The organism is Streptomyces sp. NBC_01267 (genome assembly GCF_036241575.1).
GTDB lineage: Bacteria > Actinomycetota > Actinomycetes > Streptomycetales > Streptomycetaceae > Streptomyces.
In genome coordinates, this window is record NZ_CP108455.1 from 4766683 (window position 1) to 4784867 (window position 18185).

The 18185-nt window shown below is 70.6% G+C and carries 12 protein-coding genes; 9 read left to right on the forward strand and 3 right to left on the reverse strand.

Annotated elements, in window-relative coordinates; translation table 11 throughout:
* Positions 1–65: 65 nt before the first annotated feature.
* On the reverse strand, positions 66–389 hold the full coding sequence (locus OG709_RS22010) for a WhiB family transcriptional regulator (RefSeq protein ID WP_250299396.1): 324 nt from the start codon (positions 387–389) through the stop codon (positions 66–68).
* Between the two features lie 357 nt (positions 390–746).
* Here OG709_RS22010 and OG709_RS22015 point away from each other — a divergent pair, with 357 nt between their 5' ends.
* The 4 genes from OG709_RS22015 (at position 747) to OG709_RS22030 (ending at position 5135) form a co-directional block, all read left to right on the forward strand.
* Positions 747–1358, forward strand: a complete 612-nt coding sequence (locus OG709_RS22015; protein ID WP_003948568.1) for a response regulator transcription factor — start codon at positions 747–749, stop codon at positions 1356–1358.
* 234 nt (positions 1359–1592) lie between these two features.
* Entirely contained in the window at positions 1593–2180 is a 588-nt protein-coding gene (locus tag OG709_RS22020; protein ID WP_250299398.1) for a sigma-70 family RNA polymerase sigma factor, read from the forward strand.
* Positions 2181–2402: 222 nt separating this feature from the next.
* On the forward strand, positions 2403–3905 hold the full coding sequence (gene guaB, locus OG709_RS22025) for an IMP dehydrogenase (RefSeq protein ID WP_250299400.1): 1503 nt from the start codon (positions 2403–2405) through the stop codon (positions 3903–3905).
* Positions 3906–4010: 105 nt separating this feature from the next.
* On the forward strand, positions 4011–5135 hold the full coding sequence (locus OG709_RS22030; protein ID WP_250299402.1) for a GuaB3 family IMP dehydrogenase-related protein: 1125 nt from the start codon (positions 4011–4013) through the stop codon (positions 5133–5135).
* 83 nt (positions 5136–5218) lie between these two features.
* On the opposite strand, the gene OG709_RS22035 is transcribed toward OG709_RS22030, so the two are convergent.
* Together OG709_RS22035 and OG709_RS22040 are read right to left on the reverse strand one after the other, a co-directional pair.
* Complete coding sequence (locus tag OG709_RS22035) at positions 5219–5746, reverse strand: hypothetical protein (RefSeq protein WP_250299404.1); 528 nt, start codon at positions 5744–5746, stop codon at positions 5219–5221.
* A gap of 115 nt (positions 5747–5861) precedes the next feature.
* On the reverse strand, positions 5862–7112 hold the full coding sequence (locus OG709_RS22040; RefSeq protein ID WP_250299407.1) for a nucleotide sugar dehydrogenase: 1251 nt from the start codon (positions 7110–7112) through the stop codon (positions 5862–5864).
* Positions 7113–7328: 216 nt separating this feature from the next.
* On the opposite strand from OG709_RS22040, the gene OG709_RS22045 reads away from it, so the two are divergent.
* The 5 genes from OG709_RS22045 to OG709_RS22065 all read left to right on the forward strand — a co-directional run bounded on the left by OG709_RS22045 (position 7329) and on the right by OG709_RS22065 (position 18149).
* Entirely contained in the window at positions 7329–9038 is a 1710-nt protein-coding gene (locus OG709_RS22045) for a glycerol-3-phosphate dehydrogenase/oxidase (RefSeq protein ID WP_250299409.1), read from the forward strand.
* Between the two features lie 469 nt (positions 9039–9507).
* Positions 9508–11421: a serine/threonine-protein kinase gene (locus OG709_RS22050; protein ID WP_250299410.1), complete on the forward strand. Its 1914-nt coding sequence runs from the start codon at positions 9508–9510 to the stop codon at positions 11419–11421.
* Positions 11422–11554: 133 nt separating this feature from the next.
* Positions 11555–14347, forward strand: coding sequence for a protein kinase (locus OG709_RS22055; protein WP_329167555.1), 2793 nt, complete (start codon positions 11555–11557; stop codon positions 14345–14347).
* Between the two features lie 297 nt (positions 14348–14644).
* A complete protein-coding gene (locus tag OG709_RS22060; RefSeq protein WP_443068582.1) occupies positions 14645–16198 on the forward strand; it encodes a serine/threonine-protein kinase in 1554 nt (517 codons plus the stop codon).
* Positions 16199–16526: 328 nt separating this feature from the next.
* Positions 16527–18149 carry a succinic semialdehyde dehydrogenase gene (locus tag OG709_RS22065; protein ID WP_250299414.1) on the forward strand — a complete coding sequence of 541 codons (1623 nt, stop codon included), beginning with the start codon at positions 16527–16529 and terminating at the stop codon, positions 18147–18149.
* The last annotated feature ends 36 nt before the right edge of the window (positions 18150–18185 follow it).

Consider the following 18185-nt stretch of genomic DNA (forward strand, 5'->3'; position numbering starts at 1 on the left):
CGGCAGGGGTACGGGCCGAGGCCCCCTGAAGGAACGTTTCTCCTTCGGTGAGCTGCGGGTGACCGTCAAGCGGGGCCGGGGCCGTTGGGTGTGGCGGCGGTGATCAGCCGGTTGCGGGCCCGGCCCATGAGCTCCTCGCGTTCGTCCTCGGTCAGCCCACCCCACACTCCGTACGGCTCGCGCACGGCGAGCGCGTGCGCGGCGCACTCGGCACGGACCGGGCAGCGCATGCACACCTCCTTCGCCGAGGTCTCGCGGGCGCTTCGCGCCGCACCTCGTTCGCCCTCCGGGTGGAAGAAGAGCGAGCTGTCCACCCCACGGCAGGCCGCGAGGAGCTGCCAGTCCCATAGATCGGCGTTGGGTCCGGGAAGGCGGGAGAAATCTGCCATTGCTTGTCCCCTTTAAGCCGTGACCGTGCATCCACGATGTAAGTAGATGTAAATATGACTCATTACGAATCTAGTCACAGACACCACCAAAATGGAAGAAGAGCAGCTAAATGGGTCACAACTGCTCAATACGGGCAATTGGGGCGTGGGGCTCTCCTCTGCGACCGTCCCCTCACGTAGAGTGTCGAAGGCGGCGGTCCCGCCCGTAACTCTTTCGAGTGACCATCGTTGAGAGTGCGTGGGCGGTTGAGACAAGAACCACTCGGGCACATGTCCGAGAGGCATCGACCGCACAGGTGACGATTCGTACCCAGCCTGGAGGCCCAAGGTGACGCGCATCAGCTGCGGAGGGCGGTCATGACATCCGTCCTCGTCTGCGACGATTCCCCGCTTGCCCGAGAAGCGCTCCGTCGGGCGGTCGCGACCGTGCCCGGCGTCGAGCGTGTGACCACGGCGGCCAACGGCGAGGAAGTTCTTCGCCGCTGGGGTGCCGACCGTTCGGACCTGATTCTGATGGACGTACGCATGCCCGGTCTGGGCGGCGTCGAGACGGTGCGGCGGCTGCTCTCCGCGGACCCCGGTGCCCGGATCATCATGCTGACCGTTGCCGAGGACCTGGACGGTGTCGCGCTGGCGGTCGCCGCCGGTGCCCGCGGCTATCTGCACAAGGACGCCTCGCGCGCCGAACTGCGGGCGACGGTCACGCAGGCGCTCGCCGATCCGACCTGGCGGCTCGCCCCGCGGCGGCTGCGTTCGGCCGAGATGGGCGCGGCACCCACGCTCACCGCGCGGGAGATCCAGGTGCTCGAAGGGATGAGCCACGGCCGGTCGAATGCGGAGATCGGCCGCGAACTCTTCCTCTCCGAGGACACGGTGAAGACGCACGCCAGGAGGCTCTTCAAGAAGCTCGGAGCGTCGGACCGCGCCCACGCGGTGGCGCTCGGTTTCCGATGGGGCCTGGTTCGTTAGAAGATGACCGGCAGGACCCCCCGTCCGCTCGGTGGCGGACGGGGTGGCGGACGCCCCAACTCTGTTTCCCGCGTGATGCCGCATCCTTGAGTTGTGGAGTTCCTCGGGGACGAGTCGTTCGAGCGGGAGGGGAGGGCGCAGGGGATGAGTTCCGGCGCACCTGCTCATAACGCTTCAGTGCACAACTACGAGCGCGGTGAAGCGGATGGTTCGGTGCCGAGGCACCATGGACCGATGCGCGACGACGAGGCTGCGAATGCCCATGGGGCGATCGGTGCACTCGTTCACCTGGCCGTCGACGGCGACCAGCAGGCGACGCACGATCTGCTGGCCCATGTCCACCCACTGGCCCTGCGCTACTGCCGTACGCGGCTGAACCGGCTGCCCGGTGATGCCCGCCACTTCGTGGAGGACCTCGCGCAGGAGGTCTGTGTCGCCGTCCTGATGGCGCTGCCGCGCTACAAGGACACCGGCCGGCCCTTCGAGGCCTTCGTCTTTGCCATTGCCACGCACAAGGTCGCCGACCTCCAGCGGGCGGCCATGCGGCATCCGGGGTCGACGGCAGTGCCGTCCGACGAGATGCCGGAACGGCCCGACGATTCGCTCGGCCCCGAGGAGCGCGCGCTGCTCAGCAGCGATGCCGCCTGGGCCAAGAAGCTGCTCGCCAACCTCCCTGAGAACCAGCGGGAACTGCTCGTCCTGCGGGTCGCGGTCGGGCTGACCGCCGAGGAGACCGGGCAGCTGCTGGGCATGTCCCCGGGAGCGGTACGGGTCGCGCAGCACCGCGCGCTGAGCAGGCTGCGGGCGCTCGCCGAGCAGTAGGCGGGGCCGATCGGGCCCACCGGGACCGGCGGGGCTGTGCTGTCCGCCGTACGGAAACGCGCCCCTGTACGGAACGGGTCTCCGCGGCCCGCGCGGAGGGCGGCTCCCGCGCGCGGTAGGAACCTCCAAGGATTCCCGATCAGGTCGATCGTGGAATGAGACGCCTCCCGAGCCCGTTAGCATGGACATCCGCACCGATCAAGGCCATATGGGGAAGGTGTCATGACTGCAAACGTCGACGGAGTGCCCGAGAAATTCGCGACGCTCGGGCTGACATACGACGACGTGCTGCTGTTGCCGGGCGCATCGGAAGTGCTCCCGAACGCGGTCGACACCTCGTCCCGCATCTCGCGGAACGTCACCGTGAACATTCCGCTGCTGTCCGCCGCCATGGACAAGGTCACCGAGGCCCGTATGGCCATCGCGATGGCACGTCAGGGCGGCGTCGGCGTGCTGCACCGCAATCTTTCGATCGAGGACCAGGCCAACCAGGTCGATCTGGTCAAGCGCTCCGAGTCCGGCATGGTCACCGACCCGATCACGGTGCACCCCGACGCGACGCTGGGCGAGGCCGACGAGCTGTGCGCCAAGTTCCGCATCAGCGGCGTGCCGGTGACGGACCCGGCGGGCAAGCTGCTCGGCATCGTCACCAACCGTGACATGGCCTTCGAGTCGGACCGCAGCCGCCAGGTGCGCGAGGTCATGACGCCGATGCCGCTGGTCACCGGCAAGGTCGGCATCTCCGGGGCCGACGCCATGGAGCTGCTGCGCCGCCACAAGATCGAGAAGCTTCCGCTGGTCGACGAGGCGGGCATCCTCAAGGGCCTGATCACGGTCAAGGACTTCGTCAAGGCCGAGAAGTACCCCAACGCCGCCAAGGACGCCGAGGGCAGGCTGCTCGTCGGCGCCGCGGTCGGGGCGAGCCCCGAGGCGCTGGACCGGGCCCAGGCGCTGGCCGAGGCCGGAGTCGACTTCCTGATCGTCGACACCTCGCACGGCCACAACAGCAACGCCCTCAACTGGATGGCGAAGATCAAGTCGAGTGTCGGCGTGGACGTCATCGGCGGCAACGTCGCGACCCGCGACGGCGCCCAGGCGCTGCTCGACGCGGGCGTCGACGGGGTCAAGGTCGGTGTCGGCCCCGGCTCGATCTGCACCACGCGAGTGGTCGCCGGTATCGGCGTCCCGCAGGTCACGGCGATCTACGAGGCCGCGCTCGCCGCGCGAGCGGCCGGTGTCCCGGTGATCGGTGACGGCGGCCTCCAGTACTCGGGCGACATCGGCAAGGCGCTCGCCGCCGGTGCCGACAGCGTCATGCTCGGCAGCCTCCTCGCGGGCTGCGAGGAGTCGCCCGGCGAGCTGCTCTTCATCAACGGCAAGCAGTTCAAGTCGTACCGGGGCATGGGCTCGCTCGGCGCGATGCAGACGCGCGGCCAGGCCCGCTCGTACTCCAAGGACCGCTACTTCCAGGCCGACGTCTCCTCCGACGACAAGCTCGTGCCCGAGGGCATCGAGGGTCAGGTGCCCTACCGGGGTCCGCTGGCCAACGTCCTGCACCAGCTCGTCGGCGGGCTGCGCCAGACGATGGGCTATGTGGGCGCAGCCACCGTCGACCAGATGGAGAGCAAGGGCCGGTTCGTCCGGATCACCTCGGCGGGCCTCAAGGAGAGCCACCCGCACGACATCCAGATGACGGTCGAGGCACCGAACTACACCCGGCGCTGAGGCGTACGCACCACCTCGGAAGCCCGCGGGCCGGACGGCCCGCGGGCTTCCGCGCGCGCGTCGGGGATACTGGAACGGCAGACATAGAGGGAAAGGCCACACATCGTGACTGAGATCGAGATCGGGCGCGGCAAGCGCGGCCGAAGGGCGTACGCGTTCGACGACATCGCCATCGTGCCGAGCCGGCGCACCCGGGACCCGAAGGAGGTCTCGATCGCCTGGCAGATCGACGCCTACCGGTTCGAGCTGCCGTTCCTGGCCGCCCCGATGGACTCGGTCGTGTCACCGCGGACCGCGATCCGGATCGGCGAGATGGGCGGCCTCGGCGTACTGAACCTCGAAGGTCTGTGGACGCGGTACGAGGACCCGCAGCCGCTGCTGGACGAGATCGCCGAGCTGGACGAGGAGACGGCGACCCGGCGTCTGCAGGAGATCTACGCGGCGCCGATCCAGGAGGACCTGATCGGTCTGCGCATCAAGGAGGTGCGCGACTCGGGTGTGGTCACCGCGGCGGCGCTCTCCCCGCAGCGCACCGCCCAGTTCTCCAAGGCGGTCGTGGACGCGGGCGTCGACATCTTCGTCATCCGCGGTACGACGGTCTCGGCCGAGCACGTCTCCGGTGCCGCCGAGCCGCTGAACCTGAAGCAGTTCATCTACGAGCTGGACGTCCCGGTCATCGTGGGCGGCTGCGCGACGTACACCGCGGCCCTGCACCTGATGCGCACCGGCGCGGCGGGCGTGCTGGTCGGCTTCGGCGGCGGCGCCGCGCACACCACGCGCAACGTGCTGGGCATCCAGGTCCCGATGGCGACCGCGGTCGCCGATGTGGCCGCGGCCCGCCGCGACTACATGGACGAGTCCGGCGGCCGGTACGTCCACGTCATCGCGGACGGCGGCGTCGGCTGGTCGGGCGACCTGCCGAAGGCCATCGCGTGCGGTGCGGACTCGGTGATGATCGGCTCCCCGCTGGCCCGCGCGTCGGACGCGCCGGGCCGGGGCCACCACTGGGGCATGGAGGCCGTCCACGAGGACGTGCCGCGCGGCAAGCTGGTGGACCTGGGCATCGTCGGTACGACCGAGGAGATCCTGGCCGGCCCCTCGCACATCCCGGACGGTTCGATGAACTTCTTCGGTGCGCTGCGCCGCTCGATGGCGACCACGGGCTACAGCGAGCTGAAGGAATTCCAGCGCGTCGAGGTGACGGTGGCGGACGCGCAGCACAAGCGCTGAGCCCCTGAGGCGGATCTACACGACGGGGCCCCGTTGCCGGAACCGGCAGCGGGGCCCCGTCGTGCGTACGGCGGGAGCGGCGGTCAGGCGGCTGCCTTCCTGGCACCCGAGAAGGCGGCGATGACGCCGAGGGCCAGGAAGACGAACGACATGAAGTCCAGGCTCTCCTTCCAGGCGCTCGACAGCAGGCCGAAATTCTGGAAGAACAGCTCGGACACGGAGACCGGCGCCGACTTGGCGATGATGATGGCCGCGCCGAGCAGTTCGCCGAGGTAGATCGCGACGAGTGCGAGGGCCGCGCTGACGAAGGGAAGCACGGGGTTGCGCCCGCCGACCTTGCCCGCGGCGAAGCCGATCACGAAGCCCACGCCGAGCGCGGCATAGCTCACCTCGCGCTCGATGGCGCCGCCGAGGGCCCCGTAGATCCCTGCGGCGACGAGCGCGACGACCAGCGCGACCACCACACCGCCCGCCAGGTTGTCGCGCACCGGTGCCGGAGGCGGTGCCATCGGGTAGCCGAAGGCCGACGGCTGTCCGGGCTGGGGCTGTCCGGGCTGCTGGGGTGCGTCGTTCGGGTCCGACGGGTACGGCGGTGGCACGGGCTGGCTCATGGTGGGTCCCCCCTGGGACAGAAGCGCACGACTGTGCGAGAAGCGAACGTCGCACGCTAGCAGTCCCCACCGACAATCACCCACGGCATTCCCTCACGGCATTCACCCAGGACCTTCACAGCCGGTGGGCGGCTCCCGCCGGGGTGGCTCCCCTGGTGTCCAGCAGGAGCTGGGCCTTCACGGAGAGGCCCTGGAGGTCGTAGGTGCGGTGCTGCTGGAGCAGAACGGTCAGATCGGCGCCCGCCGCCGCCTCGTACAGCGAGTCGGCACGGGGCACCGGCACGTCGCGGATGCGCCAGTCGGGGACGTACGGGTCGTGGTAGCTCACCGAGGCGCCGAGGTCCATCAGACGCCGGGCGATCTCTCCCGCGGGGGAGTTCTCCTGGTCGGCGAGATCGGGCTTGTACGTCACGCCGAGCAGCAGCACGCGGGCGCCGCGCGCCGACTTGCCGTGCTCGTTGAGGAGGGTGGCGCAGCGCTGGATGACGTACTGCGGCATCCGGTCGTTGACCTGCTGCGCGAGTTCGACCATGCGCAGCGGCCGGACCGTGTGCGGGGGACCGGCGGTGTCCACCGGGACGCCGTGGCCGCCGACGCCGGGGCCCGGACGGAAGGCCTGGAAGCCGAAGGGTTTGGTCTCGGCGCAGCGGATGACGTCCCAGAGGTCCACGCCCAGCTCGTGGCAGAGCACGGCCATCTCGTTGACCAGGGCGATGTTGACGTGCCGGTAGTTCGTTTCGAGGAGTTTGGTCATCTCGGCCTCGCGGGGACCCCGGGCCCTGACGACCTTGTCGCTCAGTCGGCCGTAGAACGCCGCCGCGGATTCCGTGCAGGCGGGGGTCAGGCCGCCGATGACCTTGGGTGTCGCGGCGTAGGGGTGGTTGCGGTTGCCGGGGTCGAGGCGGCTGGGGGAGTACGCGAGGTGGAAGTCCCGGCCGGCCCGCAGCCCTGAGCCCTCCTCCAGGAGGGGGCGCAGGATCTCCTCGGTGGTGCCCGGGTAGACGGCCGATTCGACGATGACCGTGGTGTGCGGGCGCAGCCGTGCGGCGAGCGCACGGGTCGCGTCGGCGACCGGGGTCAGATCGAGCGCCCGGTCCTCGCCGAGCGGGGTGGGCGCGCAGATGACGGCGGTACGCACCCGGCCCAGTTCGGCCGGATCGGTGACGGGCCGGAAGCCCCCCGAGAGCATCCGGCGGATGTCGGCCGCGCTGAGGGAGCCGTCGACGGGGGTGTGACCGGCGGCGAGTTGGAGGAGTCGGCGTGGGTCGGTGTCGTATCCGATCGTTTCGAGGCCGGTGGCGACTGCGGCCTGGGCGAGCGGCAGGCCGAGGTGACCGAGTCCGATGACGGCGAGATCTGCGGGCATGGGGTGATCCGCTTCCCAATAGCCGGAGGGGGACGAGAGCGCAAGTCCTGTGGACCATGCAATGTCAGGTTAGGAGTAAATATGACCGATTTGCGGTATTGGGCGGGTCCGGGTGTCCGTGTGTTGTCCACAGGCGGTGGCTGAAGTCGGCGAGGGCGGACAGAATCGGTGGTGTGCCGGACACCGTTCTGGCGGCCTGATCAACGGGAGGCAGCAGTGAGGACAGCGACACTGGGGCCCGAGGAGCGCACGGCAGCGCTCGCCGGGATGGCCGAGCGTGAACTGGATGTACTGGTCGTAGGGGCCGGTGTGGTCGGTGCGGGGACGGCGCTGGACGCCGCGACGCGCGGGCTCGCGACCGGTCTCGTCGAGGCGAGGGACTGGGCTTCGGGCACATCGAGCCGGTCGAGCAAGCTCATCCACGGCGGCTTGCGCTATCTGGAGATGCTCGACTTCACGCTCGTACGGGAGGCCCTGAAGGAGCGCGGGCTGCTCCTGGAGCGCCTGGCGCCCCATCTGGTGAAGCCGGTGCCGTTTCTCTATCCCTTGCAGCACAAGGGCTGGGAACGCTGGTACGCGGGCTCGGGCGTCGCGTTGTACGACGCGATGTCGGTCTCGTCGGGACACGGCCGCGGACTGCCGCTGCACCGGCACCTGACGCGCAAGCACGCGCTGCGGGTGGCGCCGGCGCTGAAGAAGGACGCGCTGGTCGGGGCGTTGCAGTACTACGACGCGCAGATGGACGACGCGCGCTATGTGACGACGCTGGTGCGGACGGCCGCGAGCTACGGCGCACTGGCCGCGAACCGCGCCCGGGTCATCGGCTTCCTGCGGGAGGGCGAACGGGTCGTCGGCGCGCGGGTGGAGGACGTCGAGACCGGTACCGAGTACGAGATCCGTGCCAAGCAGGTCGTCAACGCCACCGGGGTGTGGACGGACGACACCCAGGCGCTGATCGGCGAGCGCGGACAGTTCCATGTGCGGGCCTCGAAAGGCATCCATCTGGTCGTACCGAAGGACCGGATTCATTCCTCCACCGGGCTCATCCTGCGGACCGAGAAGTCGGTGCTGTTCGTGATCCCGTGGGGACGCCACTGGATCGTCGGGACCACGGACACCGACTGGGACCTGGACAAGGCGCACCCGGCCGCGTCCAGCGCCGACATCGACTACCTCCTCGAACACGTCAACTCGGTGCTTGCGACGCCCCTGACCAGGGACGACGTCCAGGGCGTGTACGCGGGCCTGCGGCCGTTGCTGGCCGGGGAGTCCGATGCGACCAGCAAGCTCTCGCGGGAGCACACGGTGGCGCATCCGGTGCCGGGCCTGGTGGTCGTCGCCGGCGGCAAGTACACGACGTACCGCGTGATGGCGAAGGACGCGGTGGACGAGGCGGTGCACGGGCTGGACCAGCGGGTCGCCGAGTGCGTCACGGAGAACGTGCCGCTGATCGGAGCAGAGGGCTACAACGCCCTGTGGAACGCGCGGGCGCGGATCGCCGCGCGCACCGGTCTGCACGTGGCCCGGGTCGAGCACCTGTTGAACCGCTTCGGCTCGATGACCCAGGAGCTGCTCGACCTGATCGTGGCGGACCCCTCGCTGGGCGAGCCGCTGGGCAGCGCGGACGACTATCTGCGGGCCGAGGTCGTCTATGCCGCTTCGCACGAAGGGGCCAGGCATCTGGACGACGTGCTGACCCGGCGTACACGCATCTCGATCGAGACCTTCGACCGGGGGACGCGCAGCGCGCGGGAGGCCGCCGAGTTGATGGCGAAGGTGCTCGGCTGGGACAAGGGCCGGACGGAGAAGGAGATCGCGCACTACGAGAAGCGGGTGGAGGCGGAGCGGGAGTCGCAGCGGCAGCCGGACGACCTGACGGCGGACGCGGCGCGGCTCGGGGCGCCGGACATATTGCCGCTGGGGTGACCGGGTGAGGACGGGCTGTCCGGGCCGGAGGCGGTCCGGACAGCCCGCGGGGGAAGCCCCGGGGCGGACCGGGTCCGCTCAGGGGCGGAACACCTCGCCCAGGACCTGTGGTTCGAGGTCCGGGCTGACGGGTCGTCGTCCGTGTCGGTCCGCATCGTCGTGGCGTGACTGCCGGGGGGATCCGTCTTCGGGGACCAGCCGTCCAGCGCCGTGCGCACGGGCTTGACCTCCGGTTCCCGGGGCAGGGACCCGTTGGCGGCGCCGAGCGGCGTCAGCAGCGGAGGGGCGGCCGGGACACGTCCCAGGGCAGGTCCTAGAACCTGTCCGACCAGCGGACGGTGTATCGGCATGGCGGGAAGACCTTCCTCCATGGCCCATGATGGTCGCCCGCGGACCCGGCACCATCACCGGTCCCGGAGTGAGAGACAATGGACGCTCTGCCAGGGCGGGTTGAACGCAGAGGGGACGCATGTCGGAGGCGGAGCAGGCGAAGGACACCAAGGGGCGCCTCCTGGCTGGGCGGTACCGGCTTGGAGAGGTGCTCGGCAAGGGCGGTATGGGCACGGTCTGGCGGGCCGTGGACGAGACGCTCGGCCGCACCGTCGCCGTGAAGGAGCTGCGCTTTCCCTCGGCCATCGACGAGGAAGAGAAGCGCAGGCTCGTCACGCGCACACTGCGCGAGGCGAAGGCGATCGCGCGGATCCGTAACAACGGCGCGGTGACCGTCTTCGACGTCGTGGACGAGGACGACCGGCCGTGGATCGTGATGGAGCTCGTCGAGGGCTGCTCGCTGGCCGAGTTGGTACGGGAGAAGGGTGCCCTCACACCCGTGCGCGCGGCCGAGGTGGGTCTCGCGATCCTCGACGTGCTGCGGCTGGCCCACCGTGAGGGCATCCTGCACCGCGACGTGAAACCGTCCAACGTGCTGATCGCCGAGGACGGCCGCGTCGTACTGACCGACTTCGGGATCGCCCAGGTCGAGGGCGACCCGTCCGTCACCTCGACGGGGATGCTGGTCGGCGCCCCCTCGTACATCTCGCCCGAGCGTGCCCGCGGTCACAAGCCGGGCCCTCCGGCCGACCTGTGGTCGCTGGGCGGGCTGTTGTACGCGAGCGTCGAGGGCGTGCCGCCGTACGACAAGGGCTCGGCCATCGCGACCCTCACCGCCGTGATGACCGAACCGGTCGATCCGCCGAAGAACGCGGGACCGCTGACAGAGGTCATCTACGGGCTGCTCGCGAAGGATCCGGCCCAGCGGCTCGACGACGCGGGGGCGCGGCGGCTGCTCAACGATGTGATCCACGCTCCGGTGGCGCCCGCCGCGGACGAGCCGGTCGCGCTGGACGCCACGCGGGTGGTTCCGCTGCCGCCCGTGCCCGACGAACCTGCGGCTGCGGACCGGTCGGGACGGGCCGGGGCCACGAACCCGTCGAAGCCCGCCAGGCAGCCCAGGGCTCCGAAGCCCGCGAAGCCTCCGCGGTCTCCGAACACCCCCGGCGCCAGGGACACGGCCGCGGCTGCCGCCGACCGGATGCGTGGCGCGCTGAAGTCCGTACGGAACGCCAGGTCCGAGCCCGCTCCGGCCGCGCCCGCGGCGGTACCCGCCGGTCAGGCCGCCCGGGTGCGGGCCTCGCTCACCGATGTCGTACCGCGCCGCACGCTGGTGATAATCGCGGCCGTCGTCGTGCTCCTGGTGCTCGGTACGGTCCTGGCCTTCGCCCTCAACGGGGGCGGCGACAAGGACAACCAGGGCAAGCCCAAGGGTGACAAGGGCACTTCGAGCTCCGCGACGGCCGGGGACGACAGCAAGGACAAGGGAAAGACGGGCGGGCAGGGCAAGAACGGCGGCCAGAACGACGGCAGTACCGCGCCGACGCCCGGCGACAAGGCGACCGAAGCCTCCAAGCCGTCCGCTGACGCCCTGCCCAGCGGGTACAAGAAGGTCTCGGACGGCCGGTTCCACTTCAGCATGGCGATACCCGCGGGGTTCCACCGCACGGGTATCGCCGGGCAGAACTCGGGCGGGATCTACAACGCGTCCGAGGGCGGCTTCCCGCGCGTCCAGATCGACTTCAACAGCTCGCCCGGGAACGACGCCGCCGGTGCCTGGCGGTCCGCGGAGGGCGGTGCTTCCAGGAGCATGGGCGCCTACAAGGGCCTCGGCATCCACGAGGTCGACTACAACGGCTATCCGACCGTCGCCGACTGGTCGTTCGAGCGGGACCAACACGGTGAGCGCGTCCGGGTGCTCAACCGCGGATTCAAGGTGGACGCCCACCGCGGGTATTCCATCATGGTCAGCTGCAAGGCGAGCGAATGGGACGGCGACGCGTGCACCACGCTGCGTAACACGGCGTTCAAGACATTCGCCCCCAAGAAGTGACCCAGGACACGTAAGGTGAGAAGTCGCGGACCGTACGCAGCCGCAATAGGCCCGTAATCGACCGTAATTGACGGTTTGACGTGACCTGAGACCAGTGATGTGACCAGGGAACAGCGCGCTTCGGGGAGGCGTCGTGGACGAGTACGCGGGAAGGGTCCTTGCCGACCGCTACCGTCTTCCGCTGCTGCCTTCCGATGAGTACGAACTGGCGGAGACCCGCGCGTTCGACACCTACAGCGGGCAGGAAGTCCTCGTCCGGCAGGTGCCGTTGCCGGAGGTCGTGGACGCGGAGATGGTCGACGAGGGCGGCGCCGGGGCGCGGGCCGCCGGCGGGCCCGGGGTGCCGTCGCAGCGGCGGATGTCCGGGCGTACCACCCGGCGGCCCGCCGAACCGGCCGTACTGCGCGCCATCGAGGCGGCCCAGTCCGCCGCGCAGATCCCCGACCACCCCCGTCTCGACCAGGTCTTCGACGTCTTCGCCGAGGGCGGCTCGCTCTGGGTGGTGAGCGAACTGGTCGACGCCAGGCCGCTGGCCGCGATGCTGGCCGAGCGCCCGCTGAATCCGTACCGGGCCGCCGAGATCGCCTCGGACGTGCTCACCGCGCTGCGCGTGCTGCACGCGCACGGCTGGACCCACCGGAACATCACCGCCCGCACCGTGCTGGTCTGTGAGGACGGCCGGGTGGTCCTGACCGGTCTGGCGGCGGGCGCGGCGGAAGAGGCGCTGTGCGGCTACGACCCGGTGCCGGGGACGGATTTACCGGATCTGCCGCAGGCGCTCGCGGCCGGGACGGTCGGAGCGGACGGGCCACTGCCGGTGGAGCGGGCGCTTCCGGTGGAGCGGGCGCTTCCGGCCGGGCCGGAGTTGCCCGCCGGGTACACCCAGGATCCGGGCCGCGAGCAGGCGCGCGAGCACCCGGCGCGCGGCCGGATGTACGACCAGATGCAGGACCCCGAGCGGGACCCGGCGCGGAATCCGGTGCGGAATCCGGTGCCCGGTCAGCAGGCCGCCTCCCGCCAGGAGACCGGGCTGCCCGCCGTCCCGGGCGGTGCCTCCAGTGACATCCGCGCGGCCCGTGCCGGTGCCATAGCGGCCTACCGAGCGGGGGCCCGCGCCGCCGCACGGGTCAGTGAGGACGAACGAGGGGACGAGCGGGGGAGCGAGCGGCAGGGCAGCACCGGGGGCCTCCCGGTCCAGCGGCCCGCGACCGGGGCCGATCCGCGGGAGGCGGGGCGGCAGGAGCCGATGGGCCTCTGGCACGGCGCGGGGCCGCGGTCCGGCGCCGGGGACGGCATGCGCGCCGACGACCTGCGTGACGCCCACGCCCGGGACGCCCACGAGCAGGACGTCCATGCCCGGGACACCCTCTCCCGGGACACCCGGTCCAGAGAGATCCAGGCCAGGGAGATCCAGCCCGGAGACACCCATGGACCCCTGACCGCCACGGACCGGCAGGGCTCCGCAGGTCAGCACAGTCCTGCCGATCGCCACGCCCCCGCCGATCAGTACGACTCCGCCGATCAGTACGACCCCACCGCCCAGTACGACCCCACCGCCCAGTACGACCCCACCGCCCCCCGGCACCGCGGTCCCACCACGCCCCTCGCCGCCGAGCGGGCCCGGCAGGCACGTATCACCGTCGTGGGCGCCGTCACCGAACGATGGGCCCCCGAGCAGGCGGGCCCCGTCCACGGGCACTGGCAGCTCGCCGCCCCCGTCGGGCCCGCGACCGATCTGTGGGCCCTCGGCGCGTTGCTCTTCCGGGCCGTCCAGGGGCACGCCCCGTACCCCGAGGAGAGCGCGGCCGAACTGGTCCAGCTGGTCTGCGCCGAGCCGCCCGCCTTCGCCGAGGAGTGCGGCCCGCTGCGGCCCGTCGTGGAGTCGCTGTTGCGTCAGGACCCCACCGAACGCCCGGACATAGAGGAACTGCGCGGCTGGCTGCGTTCGCTCGTACGGTCGGCGCCGGAGCCGGACGCCGGTCAGCAGATCGTGCCCGTACCGGCCGACGACGCCACGAAGCTGCCGATCGTCCGGCGCCGGGGCGAGCTGGTCCGCAGACGCCGCAACGCCCGCGGGGACGGTACGCACGGCCGTCACCGCCAGCAGAGGAGGAACGGCAGGCGCGGCGACCCGGTGAAGGGCCGGTCCGCGCGGGCGGCGCAGCCCGCGCAGTCGATGCACTCGGTGGAGTCGGGGCCAGGGGCGGGAGCGGCCGGGCAACAGCCCCGGGCGGAAGGCAGACCGCGCTCTCTCGGTCGGACGCTGCTCGTCGTCGTCCTGGTGGTCCTCGTCGCTGCCCTGGTGTACGCGCTGAAGTTCATGCCGAAGGCCGGTGAAGCCGACCAGGCCGTCTCCGGCGCACCCGCCTCCGTCCCGACCGGCGCCGCGTCCGGGCAGCCGGACTCTCCGTCAGCACAGCAGTCGGGGACGACCGGTTCCCCGCAGGGCGCCGAGCCCGACAGCGGTGGACCGGCCACCGGTTACGCCCTCCGCAAGGACCCCGAGGGCTTCCAGGTGGCCGTGCACAAGGACTGGGAGCGACGCCCCGTCAACGATGCCGGACAGATCCGCTTTCTCGGCGGCGACTTCGAACTTGTCGTCGTCCCGGGCCGGGACAGCGTCAAGGACGAGGGCGCCGACCCGATGGCGTACCAGCGCAACAAGGAGCGGGAACTCCAGCCGTTCCGCGACTCCACCTGGTCGTCTGCGTCCGGGCTGCGCCGGATCGATGTCGGCAAGCAGGCCATGGCCGAGGGGCAGTTCACCTGGCAGGACAGCAGCGGCCGTGAGGTGTATGTGCGCAATGTGGCGATGATTATCGACGGCCGCTACCACATCGTGCAGGTCATCGGCCCCGAGGCGCAGCGCGACAAGGTCACGGAGATCTACCAACAGGCCATGTCGTCCTACCGAACCGTGAAGTGAGCGGACGTCGAACCGTGAAGTGAGCGGACGCCGAACGGCGAGTTGAGCGGAGGCCGAACGGCGAGTTGGGCGGAAGCCGAACCGTGAAGTGAACGGAGTACCGAACCGTGAAGCGAGCGGAGTACGCCATTCCCGTCACAGTGCGGTATCACGGTCCGCCCCGAGGTTCCACGACCGAATGCCCGTCCGTAACCTGGCAGTCGAGGGAACGGACAGGGGCACGTGGAACACACTCACAGCGCGGACTTGCTGCTCGCCGACCGCTATCGGTTGGGCGAGCTCATCGGTCGTGGCGGCATGGGCAAGGTCTGGCGCGCACACGACGAGGTGTTGCACCGGACCGTCGCCGTCAAGGAATTGACGGCTGGTCTGTACGTGTCCGAGGCGGACCGGGAGGTCCTGCACGCCAGGACGCAGAAGGAGGCGCGGGCCGCGGCCCGCATAAACCACCCCGGGGTCGTCACCGTCCATGACGTGATCGAGTTCGACAACCGGCCGTGGATCGTCATGGAGTACGTCGACGGACCCTCGCTCGCCGACGCGGCCAAGGAGTCCGGACCGCTGGACCCCCGTGAAGCCGCCCGCATCGGACTCCACGTGCTGGGCGCCCTGCGCGCCGCACACGCGGCGGGTGTGCTCCACCGGGACGTGAAGCCCGGCAACGTGCTGCTCGCCAAGGACGGCCGCGTCCTCATCACCGACTTCGGTATCGCCGCGATCGAGGGCGACGCGGAGATCACCCGGACCGGCGAGATCGTCGGCTCCATCGACTATCTGGCACCCGAGCGGGTCTACGGCGAGGCTCCCGGCCCCGCGTCCGACCTCTGGTCGCTGGGCGCCACCCTCTACACGGCCGTCGAGGAACGCTCGCCCTTCCGCCGTACGTCGCCGATCTCCACCCTCCAGGCCGTGGTGAACGACGAGCCGCCGCCGCTCACCCGCGCCGGGCCGCTCACGCCCGTCATCACGGCGCTCCTGCGCAAGGACCCCGCAGATCGGCCCGACCCCGTCGAGGCCGAGCGGATGCTGCTGGACGCGATGGAGGGGCGCCGCCCCAAGCAGGCCGAGGCGTACGTCCCGACGCAGACGGTGAGGGAGGGGCTGCTCCAGGACGCGACGCCGACGAGCAAGCTGCCCACGCCCGAGCCGGAGACCCCGGCCGAGCCCGCCCCCACGGCGCCGCCAGCGGCTCCGGTGCCCGCCGGCCGCAAGCGCGGCCGTCTGCGTACCGCCGCACTGGTGGTGGCACTTGCCGTGGTCGTCGGTGGCGGGGCCGGTTTCGCCGTCATGAAGTACGGGAACGGGAACGGCGGTTCCGACAAGGAGGCGGCGCACGACCCCGGGCCGACGACGACCGGCAGTGGACGGACGAGCACGCCGGAGAAGAAGAAGCCGTACAGCGACATTCCCGCCGGCTGGCACCGGGTGACCGAGCCCGAGGGGTACAGCATGGCTGTCCCCGACGGCTGGAAGCGCCAGATGGACGGCTCGGGCGAGATCGACTACACGCCTGACGACGGCAACCACTTCATCCGGATAAGCATCGACACGACGCCCGACTACGCGACCCCGTACCTGCACCAGCTGGCGCTCGAACCGCAGCTGAGCCGGCTGCCCGACTACAGGCGGCTGACGCTGCACGTGAACAACTTCCGCGACCAGGACGCCGCGCTGTGGGAGTTCACTTGGAGAGAGACCAAGGGTCACCCGGGCAGGCGCCGCGCCATAGACCAGATGTACAACGTGGACCACGGGCGGGCCGAGTACGCGATCTACATGGGCGGTCCGTCCTCGGACTGGAACCGCGAGCGGTTCGACACCGTCCTGCGTTACTGGCAGCCGCCGAGCTGAACCGCCGAGCTGAACCGCCGAGCTGAACCGCCGAGCTGAACCGCCGAGCTGAACCGCCGAGCTGAACCGCCGAGCTGAACCGCCGAGCTGAACCGCCGAGCTGAACCGCCGAGCTGAACCGTCGCGCAGCGCGGTGGGGCCCGGCCCGTGGTCCCTGTCCGTCCGCCGGTAGGAACACCTGCGAGGAGACCGCACGGCGGTACCCGTACGGCGTAAGCCCACTGATCAAGGCTTATCCCGCCAGTGATCACTGGCGGGATATGTGGGGACCCTGAAAAGGCGTTACTCACGGGTACCGAAACTCTCCGTCTGGGCATAGCCTCCCCTCATGACGGACTCGCAGGCTCCCACCGCCATGGCCCCCCGGGCCACGAACCCGATCGCCCCCACACCCTCCGGTGCACGCACCGCGGCCGATGTGGTCACCCCCGAGGTGGTCGCGCATCTGACGCGTGGCGTGGTGGGTTCCGGGAGTACGGCCAACCACACCCCCTTCACCGGGGAGAAGCTGGCCGACCTGCCCGAGTCCACCCCTGAGGACGTGGCGACCGCCTTCGAGCGGGCCCGAGCGGCCCAGCAGGCGTGGGCCGCGATACCCGTGCGCACGCGGGCCGCCGTCCTGCTGCGCTTCCACGACCTGGTGCTCGCCCGGCAGGCCGAGGTCCTCGACCTCATTCAGCTGGAGACCGGCAAGGCCAGGCTGCACGCCCACGAAGAGGTCCAGGCCGTCGCCGTCGCCGCGCGCCACTACGGCCGCAAGGCACCCTCGTACCTCCGGCCCAAGGGCCACACCGGCGCGATCCCGACCCTCACGAAGGTCACCGAGCTGCGCCAGCCGCGCGGCGTGGTCGGTCAGATCGCCCCCTGGAACTACCCCTTCGAGCTGTCCATCGGTGACGCGCTGCCCGCCTTCGTCTCCGGCAACGCCGTGGTGATGAAGCCCGACACCGAGACCGCACTGACCGCCCTCTGGGCCCGTGACCTGATCATCGAGGCCGGACTGCCGCCCGAGGTCTTCCAGGTGGTGCTCGGCGAGGGCCCGGTGGTCGGCCCGGAGCTGGTCAAACACGCCGATTACGTCTCCTTCACCGGTTCGACGCGCACCGGCCGCGAGGTCGCCCAGGGCGCCGCGGCCCGGCTGATCGGCGTCTCGCTGGAGCTCGGCGGCAAGAACGCCATGCTGGTCCTGGAGGACGCCGACATCGAGAAGGCGGCGGCGGGCGCGGTACGGGCCTGCTTCTCCTCGGCGGGTCAGCTCTGCATATCGATCGAGCGGCTGTACGTCCACGAGTCGATCGCGGACACCTTCCTGGAGCGCTTCGCGGCCCGCACGAAGGCGATGCGGCTGGGCAACGCCCTCGCGTACGGCGCCGACATGGGCTCCCTCGTCGGCGAGCGCCAGCTGGAAACCGTGCGGCGGCACGTCGACGAAGCGGTGGCCAAGGGCGCCGAACTGATCGCGGGCGGTGTGCACCGTACCGACATCGGGCCGCTCTTCTACGAGCCGACCATCCTCGAAGGGGTCGACACCCCGATGGCGGTCTGCTCCGAGGAAACCTTCGGCCCGGTCGTCTCCGTCTACCGCTTCAAGGACGAGGACGAGGTGGTCGACATCGCCAACGCCACGCCCTACGGCCTCAATTCGAGCGTCTGGACCAGGAACGGCAGGCGCGGCCACGCCGTCGCCGCCCGGCTACGGACCGGCACGGTCAACATCAACGAGGGGTACGCGCCCGCGTACGGCAGTGTGCAGTCCCCGATGGGCGGCATGAAGGAGTCCGGGCTCGGCCGCAGGCACGGCTCGGAAGGCATCTACAAGTACACCGAGGCACAGACCGTCGCCCACCAGCGGATCATGCCGATGGCCCCGGCGTTCGGCATGAACGACGAGAAGTACGCCGCGTTCATGAGCCGCAGTCTCCGGGCGATGAAGGCCTTCCGCCTCCGCTGATCCCGCAGCCGCAGCCCGGCGGTCCCGTCACCCCGT

Coding starts and splice junctions, on each gene's coding strand:
- OG709_RS22010 (WP_250299396.1), bottom strand. CDS start 389: ATGGCAGATTTCTCCCGCCTTCCCGGACCCAACGCCGATCTATGGGAC.
- OG709_RS22015 (WP_003948568.1), top strand. CDS start 747: ATGACATCCGTCCTCGTCTGCGACGATTCCCCGCTTGCCCGAGAAGCG.
- OG709_RS22020 (WP_250299398.1), top strand. CDS start 1,593: ATGCGCGACGACGAGGCTGCGAATGCCCATGGGGCGATCGGTGCACTC.
- guaB (WP_250299400.1), top strand. CDS start 2,403: ATGACTGCAAACGTCGACGGAGTGCCCGAGAAATTCGCGACGCTCGGG.
- OG709_RS22035 (WP_250299404.1), bottom strand. CDS start 5,746: ATGAGCCAGCCCGTGCCACCGCCGTACCCGTCGGACCCGAACGACGCA.
- OG709_RS22040 (WP_250299407.1), bottom strand. CDS start 7,112: ATGCCCGCAGATCTCGCCGTCATCGGACTCGGTCACCTCGGCCTGCCG.
- OG709_RS22050 (WP_250299410.1), top strand. CDS start 9,508: ATGTCGGAGGCGGAGCAGGCGAAGGACACCAAGGGGCGCCTCCTGGCT.
- OG709_RS22060 (WP_443068582.1), top strand. CDS start 14,645: ATGGGCAAGGTCTGGCGCGCACACGACGAGGTGTTGCACCGGACCGTC.
- OG709_RS22065 (WP_250299414.1), top strand. CDS start 16,527: ATGACGGACTCGCAGGCTCCCACCGCCATGGCCCCCCGGGCCACGAAC.